Here is a 21,093-nt window from a genome sequence, read left to right as displayed (position 1 = left end):
CATTTAGGTTTCAGACGGCCTTTTTGTTAAACAGTGATTTTAAACTTTTAATTTCTCGCTTAAAGAACCGACATAGGCTGAGCGTTCGTTACGGCTGAGTTCGGGCTGGTGTGTGTTGAGCGAAGACCATTTACGGTTGCTGCGCGCTTTGTTGAGCTCGCTTGGCAGTTTGGCCGCATTCCATGGCGCTTTGCGTTCGTTTAGCTCGATATGCGATTGGGCGGCATGGCCGCGCGTTTGCAAGACGTGCAACAAATCCAGTGCGCGTGCGGCGAGCAGGGTAAGGGTTTCTGGATCGGTATGCAGGGTTTGTCGGCCGTTGATTTTGTCGGTGATGTCTTGGGCATTGGGCAAAATGCCGCCCAACAGTCCGCCGATGGCCGTACCCAAACCAAGCGAGCCGCCAAGCGTGGCAATGTCCAAGCCTAGGCCGATGAGTGCGCCTGCGGTTGCGCCGGTACCGGTACGGATGCCGTAATGTTTGAGCAATTCGCTGTCAAACGGATCTTGTTTGAAGGCTTTGGGCATCCATGTGCTGTCGCTGCCGACTTCGTCGTGATAGAAGCGGTAAAGTGTGAACAGGCGTTGTTGCATTTGCCGCTCAAGTTGTCGGATTTCCGATTGCATGACTTCCAAAGTTGGTGCAGGGTCGTCGTTTTCGGCAATTTCTTGGGTGAATGCTGCGGCATCCAGCAGAAAATCGGCAATTTCACGGCGCGCTTCCGTATCCAGCCGCTGCCACTCGCGACGGCGCATATTGATGAGGCGGTCGAGGATGTCGCGCTTAGGTAACATGGTGGCAAGGTTGTCCCATAATCGGATTTCGCCTTCAAAGTCGAAGGCAACGGTATCGAAACCAGCGTAAACATGCAGGTTTCTGCGGGCGAGCATATTGGTCCAAGCGGTCAGGTCTTGATTTTGGGTGAAGTTGAACACGGGCATGATGGGCTTGGCGCACCAAGACAAAATGGTCAGCTCGTCTTTGTATTTGTTAAGGACGGGTTCCCGCGCGTCGATGACGTACATGGCCATATCGCTTTGCATGACTTGGCGCAGCACTTTGGCCTCTTGGTTGAACTCGTGATGCGCTTCATGATTGTTGAGGAATTGCTGGATGCGTTCGATGCCGTCATCGCGTGCAGATGTGTGGGTTTCCAGCCAGTCCAACACGCCGCCGGCATCTTCTAGGCCGGGGGTGTCGTAGAGGTAAACCAAGCTGTCGTCACCGTCGTTGATGAGGGCTTCTTCGACATGGCGTGTGGTTGAGGGCGCATTTTTTACTTCGCCGAAGGTGCTGTCGCGCAAAAGCGTGCGTAAGAGTGAGGTTTTGCCTGTGTTGGTATGGCCGACGACGGCAAGGGAAAGTGGGGTGGTCATGGTTGTGGGTTGGGACGGATATGGGCTATGAATGTGTGAGTATGGGGCTGTTTGCCTGTAGTGGCAATATGTGTTTCAGACGGCCCTAAATTCCCTTTATATATGGGCGAAAATAGCCAGAAAAAGAGGGGAATAGCGGATTTGTTGTTTTTTGGCAAAATGCTTGAAAATAGGTAGGAAAACAGTTGACAGTCGGGTAGAAGGCTAGGATAATTCGCGCCGTTGAGTTGCTTGATGCAGCTTGATTTTTCTCCTCTATTTCTCCTTTGTAGACTTGGCGCATATCGAAACGGTATGCGCATTTTTTTATCTGTATTGAAACATGATTACATTTAAGTTCTGTAAATTGGATAATTAAGAAACTTTACAAGAAAAATACTTGCACAGTTGAAGCTCTTGTTGCATAATTCGTTTCGTTAGCTGGTTCGAGTAGTCAGTTAATAGTTTCTCCTCTATTTCTCCTTTGTAGACTTGGCACACATTCTGTCGGATGTGTGCATTTTTTTTGCCTATTTAAAATAAAGGCCGTCTGAATGTTGTAATCTTTCAGGAGGCCTTTATTGGTTGAATAGAATTAGATGTCTAATACTACTTCTTCTTTGACTTCTTCCATGACAACATAGCTGCGGCTTTCGGACGCAGCCGGTAGTTGCAGCAGGATATTGCCGAGCATATCGCGATAGGCGGACATATTGGGCAGGCGGACTTTGATAAGGTAGTCGTATTCGCCGGAGACCAAGTGGCATTCCAAAATTTGCGGAATTTTTAGCACTTCGCGTTTGAAGTCTTCAAAAATATTGCCGGATTTGGAGCGCAGTTTCAGCTCGACAAAGACCAAGAGGCTTTGACCTAAAGCATGAGGATTCAGATGGGCGTGATAGCCGGTAATAAGGTTGTCGCGTTCCAAGCGGCGGACGCGTTCGGTTACCGGCGTGGTGGAGAGGCCGACTTTTTCAGCCAATTCGGTCATGGGGATACGTGCGTTTTGTTGTAGGAGCTTGAGAATTTTTAAGTCGGTTTTGTCGAGTTCTTTCATGGCCTTGATGTCTGTCGTTTTCATTTGGATTGAATCATAACCTTAAAACAGGCTGAGAAGAAGCATAAATGCCTAAAGGCGCGCATGAGGTCTAAATTATGAATAGATTATTCTTGTGTATTTCATGGAATCCTGTGTAGTTTTTGACCTATAATATTTACTTCAAAGTAATGGGGCAGGCCGTCTGAAACGGAATGCCGATAAGAGGAATACATTATGCGTCCGCTCAATGCGCAAATCCGTTTGGATAATTTACGTCAAAATTATCGTTTTCTCAAAGAGTTGCACGGCAATAAATTGTTGGCTGTGATTAAGGCCGATGCTTACGGGCATGGCGCGGTCAGATGTGCACACGCGTTGGCAGATATTGCCGACGGCTTTGCGGTGGCAACGGTAGATGAAGGCGTGGAACTGCGTCAAAACGGCATTAAAAATCCGATTGTTTTGTTGGAAGGCGTATTTGAGGATGCGGAGTATGCGGATGTTGACCGTTATGATTTGTGGCCGGCAATCGGTAGCCAATGGCAGCTGGAGGCGTTTGCGCATCATGAGTGGCACAGCCCGACAACCGTATGGCTGAAAATGGACTCAGGTATGCACCGTGCCGGTTTCTTTCCACACAACTATGCCGCTGCCTATACTGCATTGAAACAATCCGAATCGGTTGGAAATATTGTGAAATTCAGCCATTTTGCCTGCGCGGACGAACCGGAAAACGGCATGACCGAAATGCAGCTTGAAGCGTTTGATTTGGCGTGTGAGGGTTTGGAAGGCGAAGAGAGTTTGGCCAATTCCGCCGCGATTTTGAACGTGCCTGAAGCGCGACGCGATTGGGGACGTGCCGGTCTGGCCTTATATGGTATTTCGCCTTTCGGCGGCGTGGATGAGCGTTTGAAACCTGTTATGCGCCTGACTTCCCGTGTTTTCGGCGAGCGTGTGTTGCAACCGCATTCTCCGATTGGCTACGGCGCAACGTTCTACACCAGCAAATCTACCCGTGTCGGTTTGATTGCCTGCGGCTATGCCGACGGTTATCCGCGTCGCGCTTCCACTAATTCCCCTGTGGCGGTGGATGGCAAACGCAGCCGTATTATCGGCAGGGTATCTATGGATATGATTACGGTTGAGCTGGAAGCCTCGAAAGAGGGCTTGGGCGCGGAAGTCGAGCTTTGGGGCGATGTGATTAATATCAATGAAGTTTCTGAAGTTGCCGGTATGATTCCGTACGAAATTCTCTGCAATATCAAACGTGCGAAGTTTACTTATATTGAGTAATCAGTAAAAGATCAGGCCGTCTGAAATATGTTTTCAGACGGCCTTTTTGTTATTTGCAATTAAAACGATTCGTCAGCGCGTAAATAACGCCATTTGCCCGGCGGCAGTCTGCCGAGTTTGACTTTGCCCATGCGGATACGTTTCAAACCGACGACGCGCAGGCCGACCAGTTCGCACATGCGGCGGATTTGGCGTTTTTTGCCTTGTCGCAAAATAAAGCGCAACTGGTCTTCGTTTTGCCATTCGACTTTGGCGGGGCGCAATTTTTCTCCGTCCAAACTCAAGCCGTGGTTGAGCAGGGCAAGGCCTTTGTCGTCCAGTTTGCCGCGGACGCGGACAAGGTATTCTTTTTCGCTACTGCTGTTTTCGCCAATCAGTTGTTTGGCAATGCGGCCGTCCTGGGTGAGTACCAACAATCCGACGGAGTCGATATCCAGACGGCCGGCAGGGGCTAAGCCGAATTTGTGCTTTTCACTGAAAGGGATATGGCTGTCGTCGCCTTCCCAATGGTTGTCGGCGGTAATGAGTTCTGCGGCAGATTTATAGCCTTTTTCTGCCTGCGCGCTGACGTAGCCGACGGGTTTGTTCAGTAGGATGGTTACACGCGCTGCTTGTTTTTCATGGGCTTGTTTGTTGAGGTCGATGCGGTCGCGCTCGGTGACTTTTTGACCGAGTACGGCGGTTTGGCCGTTTACTTTGACCCAGCCTTGCTCGATGTAGCTGTCTGCCTCGCGGCGCGAGCATAAGCCTAATTGCGCCATGCGTTTGGAGAGGCGCATGGTTTCGGAATCGTTGTTTTGCATGGTATGGCGATATAGAGAAATGGGAATGTCGAATTATAGCATTGACCGTTTGTCAGGCCGTCTGAAAACTGAATATTTGGATTTTCAGACGGCCTTTCGTTTGCTATATGTTAAGGAATATTTAGTTTTGAAGTAAAAAATGAAGGGTATATTGTCTGTTTGTGTTAACCTTACGGACGAACTAATCATTTTGTTTTCAGTCGAATTGGGGTTGAAATGACATTTCACTCATGAAATCATGAAGACTATAATGACTGGTCTTTCTGAAGCGCATTAAGGCAGTTTGTCGCTAAAGCAAGCCTTGGTGCATCACGTTTTAAGGATAAATCAATGAAATCGCTCAAATCATTTTTGATCTGGGGCATTGTGGTTTTGGTAGGCTTGGCCTCCTTTACTACTTTAGCTCTCAGCCGTGGCGAGCAAGTCAGTGCGATTTGGATGGTTACGGCCGCCATTTCGGTATACTGCATTGCCTACCGTTTCTACAGTCTTTACATTGCCAATCGTGTGATGCAGCTTGATCCTAACCGTCTGACTCCGGCAGAACGACACAATGACGGCTTGGACTATGTGCCCACACATAAAGGCGTACTGTTCGGCCACCACTTTGCCGCTATTGCAGGCGCAGGCCCTCTGGTTGGTCCTGTATTGGCAGCGCAAATGGGTTATCTGCCCGGTACTTTGTGGATTATCTTCGGCGTGGTGTTTGCCGGTGCCGTACAGGATATGATGGTATTGTTTGTTTCTATGCGCCGTGACGGTAAGTCTTTGGGCGATATCGTGAAACAAGAACTCGGTACTGTCCCAGGCGTGATTGCATCCATCGGTATTTTGATGATTATGGTCATCATTATGGCGGTGTTGGCGCTGATTGTTGTGAAAGCATTGGTTCACAGCCCTTGGGGTACGTTCACCATCGCAGCGACTATGCCGATTGCCCTGTTTATGGGTATCTACACCCGTTATATCCGTCCGGGCAAAATTGGCGAGATTTCCATCGTCGGCTTTATTTTGCTGATGTTGGCCGTGATTTATGGTGAAGATGTTGCCCATAGCTCCTTCGGTCATTGGTTCGACCTTGACGGCATTCAGCTGACTTGGGCGATTATGATTTACGGTTTCGTGGCTTCCGTATTGCCGGTTTGGCTCTTGCTGACTCCGCGCGACTATCTGTCTACCTTCCTGAAAATTGGTACGATTGCAGCTTTGGCTTTGGGTATCGTTATTGTTAACCCGACTCTGCAAATGCCTGCAGTTACCCACTTTATCGATGGTTCAGGCCCGGTATTCTCCGGTGCATTGTTCCCATTCTTGTTTATTACCATTGCTTGTGGTGCGGTTTCAGGCTTCCATGCTCTGATTTCTTCAGGTACCACGCCAAAAATGGTGGAAAACGAAACCCACGTCCGCATGATCGGTTACGGCGGCATGATTATGGAAAGCTTTGTGGCCATTATGGCGCTGGCGGCCGCCGCTTCGCTTGAGCCAGGCGTGTACTTCGCGATGAACAGTCCGGCTGCGCTGATTGGTACAGATGCCAACACAGCTGCCGAAGTCATCACCACTAAACTGAATTTCTCTGTTGATGCCGCAACCTTGTTGCACACTGCTAAAGAAGTGGGCGAAAACACCATTCTGTCCCGTGCAGGCGGTGCTCCAACCCTCGCAGTCGGTATGGCACACATCATGAGCCGTCTGATTCCGGGCGAAGCCATGATGGCATTCTGGTATCACTTTGCCTTGCTGTTTGAAGCCCTGTTCATCTTGACCGCGGTTGACGCCGGTACACGCGTTGCCCGTTTCATGATTCAAGACTTGGGCAGTATCTTCTACAAACCATTCGGTAACACCGACTCTATCCCTGCCAACTTGGTTGCCACATTCTTTGCCGTGGCATTGTGGGGTTACTTCCTCTATACCGGCGTAACCGACCCGCTGGGTGGTATCAACTCGCTCTGGCCGTTGTTTGGTATCGCCAACCAAATGCTTGCAGGCGTAGCGTTGATTATGTGTACCGTTGTATTGGTGAAAATGAAACGCGACCGCTATGTTTGGGTAACCTTGGTTCCTGCTGTCGGCGTATTGTTTGTGACCTGTTATGCCGGTTTGCAAAAACTGTTCCACAGCGACCCACGCGTCAGCTTCTTGGCTCACGCAGGTAAATACCGCGATGCCTTGGCTTCAGGCGAAGTCCTTGCTCCAGCTAAAGACATTGGCGAAATGTCACAAATCATCTTCAACGACCAAATCAATGCCGGTCTGACCGCTTTGTTCCTGGCAGTTGTCGTGATTGTTGCCGTGTACGGTTTCCGTACCGCCATGAAAGCCCGTAAAGTCGGTTGGCCAACTGCTAAAGAAATTCCAGCAGTATACCGCGATGGTAAACAGCCGGAGGCTCAGCATGAAGCATAAGCTCGCATCTTGGTGGAAAACCATCAAGCTGACAGCAAACTTGATGGCTGGTGTCCCAGATTATGAAAACTACGTTGCCCGTCAACGCAGACATAATCCCAACGCGCCGGTCATGACCGAGCTACAATTCCAAGACTACTGCCGCAAACGCCGTTGCGGCGCCAATGGCGGACGCTGTTGTTAATGAAGGCATAAAAAGGCCGTCTGAAAATACTTTCAGACGGCCTTTCATTATGGAATATCAATAAATATCAAAGATTTTGTCTTGTCATCAATATTTAATCGAACAACTTGCCAATATTTACTCTTCTTCGAGCAGTACCAGCGGACGCTGTATTTTTCTGAGCTCTTCCACCTCGTCCAACAGCCGCATAATCAGCCCCAATGCGGGAATGCCGGCCTCAAAATCACGGCTTAAGCGTTGTGCGCGACGGATGCGGGCAAGATGAAAACCACTGAAGGTGCTTTTTTCGGGCGCACCATCTATGCTGATGATGTCTTCTGCTATAAGTTCCAACAGCCAATCACGACGGCAGCGGCTGGCGGCAACGATTTCTTCAAAAGTAAGGGTAACATCGGAGGACTGAATCATAATTTATCCTTTCTCTTATGCTTGTTTCGCGGCAAAGTGTTCGGCCAATTTTTCCCATGCGGCACGGTCGGCTTCGCTCTCTACTGGCGGAACATTAATGCGGATATTGAGATAAAGGTCTCCGGCTTCTTTTGCAGGAATACCTTTGCCTTTGAGGCGGATGCTTTTACCGCTTTGGCTGTTGGCAGGCAGATTGACCTGCAAGCGGCCTGAGGCGGTAGGGACGATGATTTTGCCGCCCAATACGGCTTCCCAAGGTTTGACATCTATTGTTTGATATACGTCTTTCCTGTTTTTGACGTATAAATCAGGTTGGTCGTGGAACTTGATTTTTAAGTACAAGTCACCGTTTTCACCGCCGTTATATCCCGGCAAACCTTGACCGGCCAAACGGATTTGTTGGCCTTCTGCAATGCCTTTGGGGATTTTGACGTTGAGGGTTTTATTTTGATAGACCGCACGTCCGTATTCGTCTAGAGTCGGCACATTCAAAGTCATGCTACGTTCTGCGCCAACATACGCTGCGTAAATATCAATACTCAATTCAGCATGTTGATCCTCGCCTTTTATTGGGCCGCGGGGTTGCTCGGAACGAGTGTGGGATTGGCGGAATGATGAAAACAGATCTTCAAAATTGAAGTCTCCCGCTCCGAACGGTTCGCCTTCATGACGTTCATAGTGGAAGCCGCCACCGTTAAATCCATTGCCAAACGGATTGCCGCCTTGACCGAACGGATTGCCTCCGGCGCTGCGTCCGTAAGGATTAGCCAACATTTCATCGTATTCGGCCCGCTTTTCTTTGTCGGAAAGCGTTTCGTAGGCACGGTTGATTTCTACCGTACGTTCGGCTGCGTCAGGTTCTTTGCTGACATCGGGGTGGTATTTGCGCACCAGTTTTCGGTAGGCTTTTTTGATTTCGGCCTCATCCGCATCTTTGGCAACGCCTAGTATTTCATAATAGTTTTTTTCTGCCATGTTATTCCTTTGACTGCTCATATACAAAATTCTTATAGTTTTAATAATTGAGGGTAGATATTCTAAAATCAAGGGCGTTGGAAATAAAATTCTCTATTTCTGACAATGATTAATGGATAATTTATTTCTTTGTTTCTAGAGAAATAGAAAATATAAAGGCCGTCTGAAATACGATTTTTCAGACGGCCTTTATCAAATTGGGGTTTTATTTGTCTTGAGCGTTTTTTGTTCGCTAACAATCCATTGGGCAATATCTGAACCCAAGACTTTAGAAGTGCGATTTAAGACTGCACAAGAGCTTTTATAAACACCGAGCATGCCGCCGGAAGAATTGCGGGTAAAGGTTTTTTTATTGACTTCTTCGCCATCAACATACAAAGTGGCAACGGCTGTAATACTTTTGGCGTGGCCGACAAAGGCTACGCCTGCGCTCATGGCGGAAGTAATGGAGATATCTGCGTATGTGCCTTGTTTTTTACCGTCACGGACAATAGTTACATCACTTTTGGCTGCAGTTTCTTGCAAAGATTTGGACATGACGTTGCCAATTTGTAAACACTCGGAAACGATACGGGTATCGATTTCTTCTGCATGACGGTAAGGGATGCTTTCATCAATATGGACATCTGCGCTGGCAAATGCAGAAGCAAACAAGAATGCGGTTGCAAGGATGCGGTTAGGAGACATAGTAGGGCACCTAAAATAGAATGTTAAAAAGAGTTGTTATTGTATAACGGTGTTTTCACTCAATCAACATAAGTTAAGTTGGTCAATGCTTTGTTGAGATGGGTGTTATGGTAAGACAAATCAAAAGGCCGTCTGAAATAAAGTTATTTCAGACGGCCTTTTGATTAAGGTATTAATTTGTTCTAGTCAAATAAGGCAGGGGATCGACTGCTTTGCCGTTGAGACGAACTTCAAAATGCAGCTTGACGCTGTCTGAATCGCTGCTGCCCATGGTGGCGATAACTTGACCTGCTTGGACTTTTTGATCTTTTTGTACCAAAAGCGTGTCGTTATGGGCGTAGGCGGTAATGGTGTAGTCATTGTGGCTGATCAAAATTAGCTTACCGTAACCGCGGACTTCTTCGCCAACGTAGATAACGGTACCGGCTGCAGCGGAACGGATTTGTTGGCCTTGTGTGCCTGCAATATCTATGCCTTTGCTGGTTGTGCCGTTGTAGCGTTGGATAATGGAGGATGAAGCGTTATCGGTCGGCCATTGCAGGTTCAATCGGTTGATTGGGGTAACGGCAGTGGTTTGGCGTTGCTGTGTTGCAGTGCTGCGTGGGGCAACATGACGGCGGACGCGCAATACTTGGCCGACTTCGATTTGTGAGGCGTTGGGAAGGTTGTTCCATGCAACCAGTGTATTGACGTTTTGTCCGTAGCGTTTGGCGATTTGGGTCAGGGTATCGCCAGGGCGGACTTTGTAGTAGCCGTCAGGTACGGCGCGGTTGGAAGAGGTATTGTTGCCGGCGCAGGCTGCTAATACGGCAATGGTGCTGATGAGTGCTAGACGTTTCAAGGCCGTCTGAAAGGTGGAAATAAAATTTGTATTCATGGGTTGTTTCTAAATGTATCGTTATGCTGTGTATGATAGATAGGAAGAGTGAAAAAAGGTTCACTCAAAAGGCATGGGATAAAATGCGGAAAGGCAATATAGTACCATTGAGAATTTGTGGGTATGGCAGAATCTTTTTATATCTTTTTGATGTAAAATGACTTTTTTAAAAAGGTAAAAGAACGTGAAAGTTCTTTCAGACGGCATTGAATAAGGCAATAAAAATCCCCTGCCGAGATAGACGGGCAGGGGATTTTTGTCTCATCGAACTTATTTGTTCAATTCGTTAGCCAGATACAGCCAAGTTTCAATCACGGTATCAGGGTTGAGCGATACGCTCTCGATACCTTCTTGAACCAGCCATTTGGCAAAGTCCGGATGGTCTGACGGGCCTTGACCGCAAATACCGACGTATTTGTTTTGTTTGCGGCAGGCAGAGATTGCCAAGTGCAACATCACTTTAACGGCAGGATTACGCTCGTCGAAGGAGTCAGATACCAAGCCGCTGTCACGGTCGAGGCCGAGGGTCAGCTGGGTCATGTCGTTAGAGCCGATGGAGAAGCCGTCGAAGTATTGCAGGAATTGTTCTGCCAATACTGCGTTGCTTGGCAATTCGCACATCATGATCAGGCGCAGGCCGTTTTTGCCGCGTTCCAAACCGTTTTCTTTCAGGGCTTTAACAACAGCTTCTGCTTCACCCAAAGTACGGACGAATGGAATCATGATTTCGACGTTGGTCAAACCCATTTCATCGCGAACGCGTTTCAAGGCTTTGCACTCAAGTGCGAAGCAGTCTTTGAAGTTATCGGCTACATAACGTGCTGCACCACGGAAGCCCAACATTGGGTTTTCTTCGTGTGGTTCGTAGATGCTGCCACCCACCAAGTTAGCGTACTCGTTGGATTTGAAGTCAGACATACGGACGATGGTTTTGCGTGGATAAACCGAAGCAGCCAAAGTTGCCACACCTTCTGCGATTTTATCAACATAGAAGTCGACAGGAGAAGCGTAGCCTGCGATGCGGCGGGTAATTTCAGCTTTCAACTCGTCGTCTTGTTTGTCAAATTCCAACAAAGCTTTAGGGTGGATACCGATTTGACGGTTGATAATAAATTCCATACGTGCCAAGCCGATACCTTCGCTAGGCAGGTTGGCGAAGCTGAATGCCAATTCAGGGTTACCAACGTTCATCATCACTTTGACAGGGGCTTTAGGCATGTTGTCCAAAGCAACATCGGTAACTTGTACGTCCAGCAGGCCGGAGTAGATGAAGCCGGTATCGCCTTCGGCACAAGATACGGTAACTTCTTGGCCGTCTGAAAGCAGATCGGTAGCATCGCCACAACCTACAACAGCCGGAATACCCAATTCACGCGCGATAATCGCTGCGTGGCAGGTACGGCCGCCACGGTTGGTCACGATGGCAGAAGCACGTTTCATCACCGGTTCCCAATCCGGGTCGGTCATGTCGGTAACGAGTACGTCGCCTGCTTCAACGGAATCCATCTCGGAAGCATCTTTCACCAAGCGAACTTTACCTTGGCCAACTTTTTGACCGATGGCTCGGCCTTCGCACAAGACGACTTTTTCGCCGTTGATAGAGAAGCGGCGCAGATTGCGGCTGCCGTCTTCTTGAGATTTCACGGTTTCAGGACGCGCTTGCAGGATGTAGAGTTTGCCATCCAAGCCGTCGCGGCCCCATTCGATGTCCATTGGGCGGCCGTAGTGTTTTTCGATGGTCAGCGCGTAATGAGCCAACTCGGTTACTTCGGCGTCGGTAATGGAGAAGCGTTGACGGTCTTCTGCAGGTACATCAACGTTGGTTACAGATTTACCGGCTTCGGCTTTGTCGGTAAAGATCATTTTGATTTGTTTCGAACCCATGGTTTTGCGCAGGATAGCCGGTTTGCCTGCTTTCAAAGTAGGTTTGAATACATAGAATTCGTCAGGGTTTACCGCGCCTTGTACGACGTTTTCGCCCAGGCCGTAAGAAGAGGTAACGAAAACGACTTGGTCGTAACCAGATTCGGTATCGATGGTAAACATCACACCGGAAGCACCGCTGTCAGAGCGCACCATGCGTTGTACGCCTGCGGAAAGGGCAACGATGTCGTGTTCGAAGCCTTTGTGGACACGGTAAGAAATGGCACGGTCGTTGTACAGGGAAGCAAATACATGGTGCATGGCTTCTTTAACGTTATCCAAGCCATTGATATTCAGGAAGGTTTCTTGTTGGCCGGCGAAAGAAGCGTCCGGCAAGTCTTCTGCTGTTGCGGAAGAACGTACGGCAACGGAAATGTCCGCACCGCCGGCATCAGCAACCATTTTGTTCCAAGCTGTTTCGATTTCAGCATCCAGCTGGTCAGGGAACGGAGTATCCAAAATCCATTGACGGATTTCTTTACCCACGCGCGCCAACTCGGCAACGTCTTCAACATCCAGTTGTTTCAGGGCTTCGGAAATACGCTCGCTCAGACCATTGTGAGCCAGGAAAGCACGATAAGCTTCGGCTGTGGTTGCAAAACCGCCGGGAACGCGCACGCCTTTTTCAGTCAGTTGGCTGATCATTTCGCCCAAAGAGGCATTTTTACCGCCCACTCGCTCAACGTCAGTCATACGCAGGTTTTCAAACCAAATAACGTAGTTTTCGGCCATTTGTGTGTCCAATCCAATCCAAAAAATGTTAAAAAAGAAACAAATCCGCCTGCTTATTGTAGCCATTCGTTTGATGGCTGTCATGTGTTTTATCTTTTTAAAAATCACAAATTCGTCTGTGATATTGTGCTTTTCAGGCGTGTAGCCTTCTGAAATGTGAATATCAGATTCATGTTTTTACGTGTTATCTTCTTGTTAAATATGGAAAACAAAATAAGTTAATAAATTTGATAAACAAGATTTATTTTGCAATTTTAGAATAAAATTCTACAAAATAGAAAAAAATAAAATTTTGTGCCAATTTAAAAATTGTTCAAATTTGTTGTAATCCTGTGTAATCTGTCGGGAATCGCTTTATTGCAAAGGCTGTAACTGCTATGATTGCCGTCTGAAACGTTACCCTCAAGAGGATTCATTATGACTGATCCACGCCAAGTCTTCTATATTTCCGACCGAACCGGCCTGACCGCTGAAAATATCGGTGAAGCCTTGCTGAACCAATTTGGCAATGTTGAGTTCAAACGCCATACCTATCCGTTTATCGATACGCCTGAAAAAGCGCGTGCTGTTGTAGACAAAGTCAACCAGTCAGCTGAAAAATTCGGCGTGCGCCCGATTGCTTTTGTCAGTGTGGTCAATGACGAAATCCGTGAAATCATCAAGAAAGCCAATGCGTTCCATATTAATTTCTTTGAAACCTTTCTCGGTCTTTTGGAAAAGGAACTCAATACGGAGGCGGTTGCCGCCCGGCAGGGGCACCACAGTATCGGCAATACCCAACGCTATGATGCGCGTATGGAGGCGGTCAATTTTTCACTGAATCATGATGACGGCGTCAGCGATAAAAACCTGCAGGAAGCGGATGTGATTTTGATGGGCGTGTCCCGTTCCGGCAAAACGCCGACTTGTCTCTATCTGGCCTTGCAATACGGTATCCGTGCCGCCAACTATCCATTGATTCCTGATGATTTGGAATCCACAGATTTGCCGCGTATGGTCAAGCCTTATAAAGACAAGCTGTTTGGTTTGACCATTCAGCCTGAACGCTTGCAGGCAATCCGTCAGGAGCGCCGTCCTAATTCGACTTATGCCAAAATCGATACTTGCCGCAGCGAGATTGCCGATGCGCAAAATATGTTCAAACGCCACGGTGTGCCGTTTACCAATACAACCGATAAATCTGTGGAAGAACTCGCCGTTCATATCTTGCAGGCTTGCAAGCTGAAACGCCGTTTCTAAATGAAATGATAAAAGGCCGTCTGAAATTTCAGACGGCCTTTTTTTATTTTGTGTATTAAGTCTTAGGCAGGGTAACACCGGTTTGTCCCATGTATTTGCCGTTGCGGTCTTTGTATGAAGTTTCGCAGACTTCATCGCTTTCAAAGAACAAGACTTGAGCCACGCCTTCGCCGGCATAGATTTTGGCAGGCAGGGGGGTGGTGTTGGAAAACTCAAGCGTAACGTAGCCTTCCCACTCTGGCTCAAACGGGGTAACGTTGACGATGATGCCGCAGCGTGCGTAAGTGGATTTCCCTAAGCAGACAGTCAGGACGTTGCGCGGGATGCGGAAATATTCGACTGTGCGCGCCAAAGCAAAGGAGTTGGGCGGAATGATGCAGCAGTCATCTTCGACTGTAACGAAGTTTTTCGGGTCGAAGTTTTTCGGGTCGACGATGGTGCTGTTGATATTGGTGAAGATTTTAAATTCATTGGCACAGCGGATGTCGTAGCCGTAGCTGGATGTGCCGTAGGAAATGATGCGTTGACCGTTGGCCTCTTTGATTTGGTTGGGCTCGAACGGCTCAATCATGCCGTGTTCTTCGGCCATGCGGCGTATCCATTTGTCGGATTTAATGCTCATGGTGGTTGTCCTGAGGTAAGGGTTGTTTGGAAATTCTTTGAAATCAACACGACAGCCTTTAGACAGGCTTGTCAATTGATGTTTCAGACGGCCTAAAAGCTGGATAAGGCCGTCTGAAAGGCTGTTTATTTGGTTTTGGAAGCAGATTTCTTAGGCAGTTTGACTTCTTTAATCATACCGTCTTCGCATTTCATGATGAAGACTGGTGTGCCGTTTTGGGAGGCAGTAAAGTTTCCGTGCGCCCTGCCTTTTTTGAACACGCCCTCCAGCGTCATATTGCGTAATTTGGCGCTGTTGGAGGAGAAAGGTTCGATAAAGGTTTCGCCGTTGCCGGAAACGGTATATACGCCTTTGCCGTCAAATTTGCCGTTTTTAAATGTGCCGACATAACTGCGGCCGTCTTGGCATTTCCATGTACCTTTACCGGACGGTTTGCCGTCTTTGCCGACATCGCCATCATAAGCGCAACCTTTTTCCTGATAAGGATTGATGGTTTCAGCAATGGCAGGCGTGCCCAGCATGAAGGCGATAGGGAGTAGGGCGAGGTATTTCATCATTCATTCCTTTTTGCAGGCAGTTTCAGACGGCCTGATATTGGGATTCAAAAGTCAGCAGGGTTTCAGCAATATGGCGTGGCAATATGGCTAAAGCGTGTTCGCGCATAGACGTAGGGATACCGTAGCAGGCTTCGGCAATACTACCGGTAATGGCCGCCAAGGTATCGCTGTCTCCGCCAAGGGAAACTGCCAGTCGGATGGCGTGTTCAAAATCATCGCTTTCAAGAAAGGCAGTAATCGCTTGAGGCACGGTTTCCTGACAGCTTTCGTTGAAATGATAATGCGGGCGGATTTGGTCGCAACTTTGGCTCAAGTCGTAGCCGAATTGTCGTGTAATGTTTTCTTTAATTTGCGCTTTGCTTATACCAGTACGCGCCCAAAAGATGGCGGCGGCTACGGCTTGCGCACCTTTAATGCCTTCCGGGTGGTTGTGCGTTACGATAGCGGATTGTTCGGCAAAATGCAGGGTTTCTTCCAATGTGGCAAATGTCCAACCAACGGCAGAAACACGCATGGCCGAGCCGTTGCCCCAGCTATTATAAGGTTCTGGATCTTTCCATTCTATCCATTGTGAGAAGCGGCCGCCATATGCGCCTTTAGCGCAGGGATATGCCCTACACCAGCCTTGTAAAATAGAGGCCAAATTATCGTTGCAGCCTTGTAAAACCCAATCGGCGATGGCAACAGTGCAAATCGTGTCATCTGTAAAGTCGCTGTCGGGGCTGAAAATGTCAAAATCGGTGTGACGGTAGTTGTCAAACTCAAATCGTGATCCGGCAATATCGCCGATGACTGCGCCCAACATCATGACATCCTTTCTGATACTTCTATCGTCGTTACCGTACCGTCTGCCAAACGGCTGTTGGCAGGTACAAATACCACCATCAGCGTAGGATTTCCACGTGCCATCATCGGCATCAGACTAAGCGGCATATTTGGATCGGTTTTCTGAAAGCGTATCCGTTCATCACCTACACCAAACAACCTGTTTGGATGGCTGTGTGCCGCCTCATCCATTCCGGCCTGCAGGATTTTTTGTTTTTCGGCCGGAGTTTTACCGGTTAGCAGGCTTGGATTGGTTTTCTCAAAGAAGTTAGATTTTGCCAGCGTCCAATAAGTATCACCGGGCTGCCCGCTGGGGTTTTGGGTTTTCATCTTATGGGCAAAATAATCAACAGCCTGTTGCTGGTTCATTGCCTTGATTGCTTCTGTATTTGAGCCGTATTTGGTTTCTTTTGGGTTGTTCCGCAAATCAAACTGAAAACGGTTGTATTCGGCTTTTCCTTCTTCATAAACAAATCTTCGTGCATATTCATTCGCTGTTATATTGCGATTTCCATCAATATCAAGATCAAGCTTGGAAATGGTTTTCGACAAACCATGTCCTAACTCATGAGCCCAATCAGAAGCAGTCAGATATCTTTTGTCTGCCGTACTGAATACAATACTTCTATTTTCTTTACTGCCAATTAGTTTGCTTTGGAAAAATATGCCGGAATATTTAGTGTATTGCTTGAATACTCCCTAACCCCCATTGATTGATAAAGTTATGGGTTTGCCCCAGTAAAATTGAATCCCGAATAATCTGATTAACTTCCGAAACAGGCATCCCTAATTTTAAAAAATGCTGCCGGATTTGTGCTGTTGTAGCCATACCATATACCTTTAAAATTAAATACTATCGACTATCTGATAAGAAAGATGCTGGAAATATCATTAATGCATTTGTCTGTTGGATGCTGAAATAATATTCCTGCACCTTTCTCCTCCCTTATAACCAAATGTCTATCACTCCCGATCAAATGGTTGTTTTCATCTACTGCTACTTGTTTTACTACCGTATACCTAGGAAAAACTTGTTCTGTTCCATTGTTAAAGCATACGCTGACCGGGCTTAGGATATGAGATGAAACATAGGGTTTCGGCAAATCATCAGGATAACGGTCGTCAGGAAACAATGAACGGTATCGTTTTATATAATCAGGCGTTGCTTCGATTTCTAAAAAAGTACTGCCGTCGTAGTTGGTCTGATGCACTACCGTAAAGCCGTCGGTCGGCCGTTTTAGCTTACGCCGCCTGTGTTTGAGCCATTTCTGCCGCTCTGCCTTGTCTTTCCATCTGAGTACCGCCTGTTTTTCTCCGTCAGGCCGCAAACGGCCGGAAAGCCGCAGATAGCGCCGGTACACGGGAACCTGCCACTTTTTCGCTAAATCTTCAGGCGGCATATCAAGCAAACAGGCACTATGCAGCGTGCCGGCCATCTGTCTGAACAAATTCTCGAAGCTCTCTACAGGATAAAGCTGCCCGCAGCCCGTTGCGTCATCCGCATATGCTTGAGAAACAGAGACCGTCTGAATGCCGCTATCGGCATGAGACAAAATGGGCAGCAACATGGCCGGCCACAACAAAGCAGCTAAAAATTTCACACTCATCTCCTTCTTGATAAAAATTATTACTTGCATAAATATTATTCCCAATATTTTTCACTGCAAGCACATTTACACGCTAATTGTTTGTTTTATTTTGATGTTTATATGTTATTGCAAGTTGGGTAGCCCAGGCCGTCTGAAACATGCTTTGTCGCAAAATACGGGCAAGCTGCTACAATACAGCCGCTATGTCGAAACAAAACAAACGGAGAAACGGCATGCCATGAGCAACACACGACAAACACCGGAAATCCCCGCCGCACCGCTGCAAGAATCCCGCGCGTGGTTTGACGCGCACACCGCCGGTTTGCCCGAACCTGCGCAAAAGCTGCTTCAGACGGCCTTGTCGCTGGCCGAGACGCATTATCCTGCCGATGCGGCCACGCCTGCGGGCGAGCCGCTTTTGGCGCACCTTTTGGGTGCGGCGCGTATGGTGAACGAATTGGATTTGCTGCCCGATGCGGTGGCCGCCACGCTTTTGGCCGACATCGTGCGTTTTGTGCCCGACTGGCGTGAGCTGCTCACGGAACGCTGCAACAGTACTGTCGCCGAGCTGGTCAAAGGTGTGGACGAAGTGCAGAAGCTTACACACTTTGCCCGTGTGGACAGCCTCGCCACGCCTGAAGAGCGCGCCCAACAGGCGGAAACCATGCGTATTATATTTCAGACGGCCTTTGATATTTCCCAATCAAAAGGCCGTCTGAAAAATTATTCTTGCCAGCCGCCCAAATAAGAAACCAGTTCTTCCAACATGGTGCTGATGGCTTCGGTCATCAGGATTTGTGAGGCAAAGGCGAGGCTGGCTGCATCGTCGCCGTTGCTTTCGGCTTCTTCTTGCAAAACGTCCAGATACTGGATGCGTTTGAGTGTAAAGTCTTGAGTAAGGATGAACGCGATTTGTTCGCGCCATACCAAACCCAGCTGGGTAACGGTTTTGCCATTTTTGACGTGTTGTACCACTTCATCGGCGGTCAGGTCTTGTTTGGAAACTTTGACGACCGGAACAACATCGCCTACGCCTTTGAGTTCGCAATCGCTGTCCAATTCAAAACCGCCTTCGCAATGGCCTTGCAGCAGCCAGCTGGTCATCAGGGAGGAGGGCGATTGTTTGGTGTTGGGCAGGGCGGCTTCCAAACCACCCAACGCTTCGCGCAGTTTGGTCAGGATATTTTCCGCTTTGGCAGAGGCGGCATTGTTGACCAAAAGATACCCGTGGCGCGTGTCGAAAATCGCCTGTGTGCGGCTGCTGCGCGTAAAGGCACGGGGCAGCAGGTCGTCAGTAATCTGTTCTTTCAGTTCTTGTTTTTCCTTACGGCCTACATTACGCGCTTCGTTGTTTTGGATTTCCAAAACCTTTTCATCCAAAATATCGCGGATGACGCCGGCAGGCAGGACTTTTTCTTCTTTTTTCAGGGCAACGCGCCAAGTGTAATCGGCAGGGAAAACTAGCTCTGGCGAAAAGGAAACCGGCGTGGAAAAGCCTTCGCTAAACCAGTCCAAACCCTGACAATGGGCAAATTCGGATTGCGCCAATTTGTCGGCAAGGACTTCCAATTCGGGCAACTTGTCTTTGTTGAGCGGATAAAAACTGATTTGCTTAAACCACATGGCGAGTTTTCCTTTTTATTAAAACCGGCATTATACAGGGAAAATAACATACGGAAATCGGCAGCCTCTTTAAAAATGCAGTAAAGGCGTTGACAGAAGAAAAGGGTTTCTGTATAGTTCGCGCTTCGGTTACGCGCCCATCGTCTAGAGGCCTAGGACACTGCCCTTTCACGGCGGCAACCGGGGTTCGAATCCCCGTGGGCGTGCCAGAATTCTTAAAAAACGCTCCTGCTTTTGCAGGGGCGTTTTTTGTTTTCAGACGGCCTGTCGCTGTGAAAATATCTTTAAATTGGTTTACAATAATGCCATTCTGAATCTTAACGAGAGAAAACAATGTTAGACATCCAATTGCTCCGCAGCAATACCGCCGCAGTTGCCGAACGTTTGGCCGCCCGCGGTTACGAGTTTGATATCGCGCGTTTCAACGCTTTGGAAGAGCAACGCAAAGCCGTTCAAGTGAAAACAGAAGAGTTGCAGGCTTCGCGCAACAGTATTTCCAAACAAATCGGTGCGTTGAAAGGTCAAGGCAAACACGAGGAGGCTCAAGCTGCGATGGATCAGGTTGCCCAAATCAAAGTTGATTTGGAGCAGGCAGCCGCTGATTTGGATGCCGTTCAGAAAGAATTGGATGCTTGGCTGCTGAGCATTCCGAACCTGCCGCACGAAAGTGTGCCTGTCGGTAAAGACGAAACTGAAAACGTTGAGGTCCGCAAAGTTGGCACGCCGCGAGAATTTGACTTTGAAATCAAAGACCATGTTGATTTGGGCGAGCCTTTGGGTTTGGATTTTGAAGGCGGTGCGAAACTTTCCGGCGCGCGCTTTACCGTGATGAAAGGCCAAATCGCCCGTCTGCATCGCGCTTTGGCTCAGTTCATGCTGGACACGCACACGCTGAAACACGGCTATACCGAGCATTACACGCCTTATATCGTGGATGACACCACTTTGCAGGGCACGGGCCAACTGCCTAAATTTGCAGAAGATTTGTTCCATGTTACCCGCGGCGGTGACGAGAGCAAGAAAACGCAATATCTGATTCCGACCGCCGAAGTAACGCTGACCAATACCGTTGCCGACAGCATCGTGGCCGGCAGCGATTTGCCGTTGAAATTGACTGCGCATTCCCCATGTTTTCGTTCCGAAGCGGGCGCATACGGCAAAGACGTGCGCGGTTTGATTCGCCAACACCAATTCGACAAAGTGGAAATGGTGCAAATCGTTCATCCGGAAAAATCATACGAAGCGCTGGAAGAAATGGTCGGTCATGCTGAAAATATTTTGAAAGCGTTGGAACTGCCATACCGCGTGATCACTTTGTGTACCGGCGACATGGGCTTCGGCGCAACCAAAACCTACGACTTGGAAGTTTGGGTTCCTGCGCAAAATACCTACCGTGAAATTTCCAGCTGCTCCAATTGCGAAGATTTTCAAGCTCGCCGCATGAAAGCGCGTTTCAAAGATGAAAACGGTAAAAACCGTTTGGTGCATACTTTGAACGGCTCAGGCTTGGCAGTCGGCCGTACTTTGGTGGCGGTTTTGGAAAACCATCAAAATGCCGACGGCAGCATTAATGTTCCTGCTGCGTTGCAACCGTATATGGGTGGCGTGACCAAATTGGAAGTAAAATAATCGCTGTTTAAAAGAAAAAGGCCGTCTGAAACTTGGGTTCAGACGGCCTTTTCTATGATTGAGTAATTATTTGTTGTGTTGACGGAAATATTCCCATTCTTCGACAACGGTACCGTCAGGCAAGTGGCACACGCCGTATTCGTTGCCGTCTTTGTCTCTTTTGATTTCGGATTTGCCGCCTTGTTTGACGCAGAATTTGGAAGCCGGATTGGCCACGCCGACGTTAGGAGATTCTTGTTTTTCAGAAGCGGAGCAGGCGGCCAAAGCGGTTGCGGCAGCGAGGCTGAGGATGATGGGCTTGATCATGGTGTGTCTTTCAT

At 48.3% G+C, this 21,093-nt stretch carries 21 protein-coding genes, 1 tRNA gene and 1 pseudogene; 7 read left to right on the top strand and 16 right to left on the bottom strand.

The window, feature by feature from the left end:
* Positions 1-39: 39 nt before the first annotated feature.
* Together ACTHSN_RS08640 and ACTHSN_RS08635 are read right to left on the bottom strand one after the other, a co-directional pair.
* Positions 40-1,377 carry a GTPase/DUF3482 domain-containing protein gene (locus ACTHSN_RS08640; RefSeq protein ID WP_440365260.1) on the bottom strand — a complete coding sequence of 446 codons (1,338 nt, stop codon included), beginning with the start codon at positions 1,375-1,377 and terminating at the stop codon, positions 40-42.
* Positions 1,378-1,951: 574 nt separating this feature from the next.
* Positions 1,952-2,413: a winged helix-turn-helix transcriptional regulator gene (locus ACTHSN_RS08635; protein WP_079453694.1), complete on the bottom strand. Its 462-nt coding sequence runs from the start codon at positions 2,411-2,413 to the stop codon at positions 1,952-1,954.
* 216 nt (positions 2,414-2,629) lie between these two features.
* Here ACTHSN_RS08635 and alr point away from each other — a divergent pair, with 216 nt between their 5' ends.
* Positions 2,630-3,688: an alanine racemase gene (gene alr, locus ACTHSN_RS08630; RefSeq protein ID WP_440365259.1), complete on the top strand. Its 1,059-nt coding sequence runs from the start codon at positions 2,630-2,632 to the stop codon at positions 3,686-3,688.
* A 59-nt stretch (positions 3,689-3,747) separates the two neighbouring features.
* Here alr and ACTHSN_RS08625 read toward each other — a convergent pair whose 3' ends face one another.
* Positions 3,748-4,491 (bottom strand): pseudouridine synthase, encoded by a 744-nt coding sequence (locus ACTHSN_RS08625; RefSeq protein ID WP_440365258.1) that lies wholly within the window; start codon positions 4,489-4,491, stop codon positions 3,748-3,750.
* Positions 4,492-4,821: 330 nt separating this feature from the next.
* Here ACTHSN_RS08625 and ACTHSN_RS08620 point away from each other — a divergent pair, with 330 nt between their 5' ends.
* Both ACTHSN_RS08620 and ACTHSN_RS08615 read left to right on the top strand, forming a co-directional pair.
* Positions 4,822-6,903 carry a carbon starvation CstA family protein gene (locus tag ACTHSN_RS08620; protein WP_263337500.1) on the top strand — a complete coding sequence of 694 codons (2,082 nt, stop codon included), beginning with the start codon at positions 4,822-4,824 and terminating at the stop codon, positions 6,901-6,903.
* Entirely contained in the window at positions 6,893-7,087 is a 195-nt protein-coding gene (locus ACTHSN_RS08615; protein WP_036472884.1) for a YbdD/YjiX family protein, read from the top strand. Before ACTHSN_RS08620 ends, ACTHSN_RS08615 begins: the two co-directional genes overlap by 11 nt.
* A gap of 117 nt (positions 7,088-7,204) precedes the next feature.
* Here the strand turns inward: ACTHSN_RS08615 and ACTHSN_RS08610 are convergent, their stop codons facing one another.
* The 5 genes from ACTHSN_RS08610 to ppsA form a co-directional block, all read right to left on the bottom strand.
* Complete coding sequence (locus tag ACTHSN_RS08610) at positions 7,205-7,495, bottom strand: chaperone modulator CbpM (RefSeq protein ID WP_003747441.1); 291 nt, start codon at positions 7,493-7,495, stop codon at positions 7,205-7,207.
* Between the two features lie 15 nt (positions 7,496-7,510).
* Positions 7,511-8,470, bottom strand: coding sequence for a DnaJ C-terminal domain-containing protein (locus tag ACTHSN_RS08605; RefSeq protein WP_063068882.1), 960 nt, complete (start codon positions 8,468-8,470; stop codon positions 7,511-7,513).
* Positions 8,471-8,662: 192 nt separating this feature from the next.
* A complete protein-coding gene (locus ACTHSN_RS08600) occupies positions 8,663-9,157 on the bottom strand; it encodes a hypothetical protein (protein ID WP_036491298.1) in 495 nt (164 codons plus the stop codon).
* Positions 9,158-9,329: 172 nt separating this feature from the next.
* Positions 9,330-10,034: a peptidoglycan DD-metalloendopeptidase family protein gene (locus ACTHSN_RS08595; protein WP_070607523.1), complete on the bottom strand. Its 705-nt coding sequence runs from the start codon at positions 10,032-10,034 to the stop codon at positions 9,330-9,332.
* Positions 10,035-10,304: 270 nt separating this feature from the next.
* Positions 10,305-12,689: a phosphoenolpyruvate synthase gene (gene ppsA / locus ACTHSN_RS08590; RefSeq protein ID WP_440365257.1), complete on the bottom strand. Its 2,385-nt coding sequence runs from the start codon at positions 12,687-12,689 to the stop codon at positions 10,305-10,307.
* A 417-nt stretch (positions 12,690-13,106) separates the two neighbouring features.
* Here ppsA and ppsR point away from each other — a divergent pair, with 417 nt between their 5' ends.
* Positions 13,107-13,928 (top strand): posphoenolpyruvate synthetase regulatory kinase/phosphorylase PpsR, encoded by an 822-nt coding sequence (gene ppsR, locus ACTHSN_RS08585; RefSeq protein ID WP_036491303.1) that lies wholly within the window; start codon positions 13,107-13,109, stop codon positions 13,926-13,928.
* Between the two features lie 55 nt (positions 13,929-13,983).
* On the opposite strand, the gene dcd is transcribed toward ppsR, so the two are convergent.
* The 6 genes from dcd to ACTHSN_RS08555 all read right to left on the bottom strand — a co-directional run bounded on the left by dcd (position 13,984) and on the right by ACTHSN_RS08555 (position 17,539).
* Positions 13,984-14,550 (bottom strand): dCTP deaminase, encoded by a 567-nt coding sequence (dcd, locus tag ACTHSN_RS08580; protein WP_003680541.1) that lies wholly within the window; start codon positions 14,548-14,550, stop codon positions 13,984-13,986.
* Between the two features lie 125 nt (positions 14,551-14,675).
* Positions 14,676-15,107 carry a hypothetical protein gene (locus ACTHSN_RS08575; RefSeq protein ID WP_070462019.1) on the bottom strand — a complete coding sequence of 144 codons (432 nt, stop codon included), beginning with the start codon at positions 15,105-15,107 and terminating at the stop codon, positions 14,676-14,678.
* 22 nt (positions 15,108-15,129) lie between these two features.
* On the bottom strand, positions 15,130-15,912 hold the full coding sequence (locus ACTHSN_RS08570; RefSeq protein ID WP_070462021.1) for an ADP-ribosylglycohydrolase family protein: 783 nt from the start codon (positions 15,910-15,912) through the stop codon (positions 15,130-15,132).
* A complete protein-coding gene (locus ACTHSN_RS08565) occupies positions 15,912-16,484 on the bottom strand; it encodes a hypothetical protein (protein WP_070462023.1) in 573 nt (190 codons plus the stop codon). Before ACTHSN_RS08565 ends, ACTHSN_RS08570 begins: the two co-directional genes overlap by 1 nt.
* 124 nt (positions 16,485-16,608) lie before the next feature.
* Positions 16,609-16,761, bottom strand: coding sequence for a hypothetical protein (locus tag ACTHSN_RS08560; protein ID WP_225905468.1), 153 nt, complete (start codon positions 16,759-16,761; stop codon positions 16,609-16,611).
* Positions 16,762-16,792: 31 nt separating this feature from the next.
* A complete protein-coding gene (locus tag ACTHSN_RS08555) occupies positions 16,793-17,539 on the bottom strand; it encodes a hypothetical protein (RefSeq protein ID WP_225905513.1) in 747 nt (248 codons plus the stop codon).
* 220 nt (positions 17,540-17,759) lie between these two features.
* Between ACTHSN_RS08555 and ACTHSN_RS08550 the strand changes: the two are divergent.
* Positions 17,760-18,191: pseudogene (locus ACTHSN_RS08550) on the top strand (HD domain-containing protein); the annotation flags it as partial.
* Between the two features lie 53 nt (positions 18,192-18,244).
* On the opposite strand, the gene ACTHSN_RS08545 reads toward ACTHSN_RS08550, so the two are convergent.
* The gene (locus tag ACTHSN_RS08545; protein ID WP_070461640.1) at positions 18,245-19,144 is read right to left on the bottom strand and encodes a recombination-associated protein RdgC; all 900 of its coding nucleotides are present in this window, start codon (positions 19,142-19,144) and stop codon (positions 18,245-18,247) included.
* Between the two features lie 133 nt (positions 19,145-19,277).
* Here ACTHSN_RS08545 and ACTHSN_RS08540 point away from each other — a divergent pair.
* A tRNA-Glu gene (locus ACTHSN_RS08540) sits at positions 19,278-19,353 on the top strand.
* Positions 19,354-19,477: 124 nt separating this feature from the next.
* The gene (serS, locus tag ACTHSN_RS08535; RefSeq protein WP_070461639.1) at positions 19,478-20,773 is read left to right on the top strand and encodes a serine--tRNA ligase; all 1,296 of its coding nucleotides are present in this window, start codon (positions 19,478-19,480) and stop codon (positions 20,771-20,773) included.
* Positions 20,774-20,839: 66 nt separating this feature from the next.
* Here the strand turns inward: serS and ACTHSN_RS08530 are convergent, their stop codons facing one another.
* Positions 20,840-21,079 (bottom strand): putative hemolysin, encoded by a 240-nt coding sequence (locus tag ACTHSN_RS08530; protein ID WP_070461638.1) that lies wholly within the window; start codon positions 21,077-21,079, stop codon positions 20,840-20,842.
* Positions 21,080-21,093 lie beyond the last annotated feature (14 nt).

Source organism: Neisseria sp. P0009.S010, assembly GCF_051958545.1.
Classification (GTDB): domain Bacteria; phylum Pseudomonadota; class Gammaproteobacteria; order Burkholderiales; family Neisseriaceae; genus Neisseria; species Neisseria subflava_A.
Note: the sequence above shows the minus strand (reverse complement) of the source record. Positions and strands in the feature narration are given on the sequence as shown.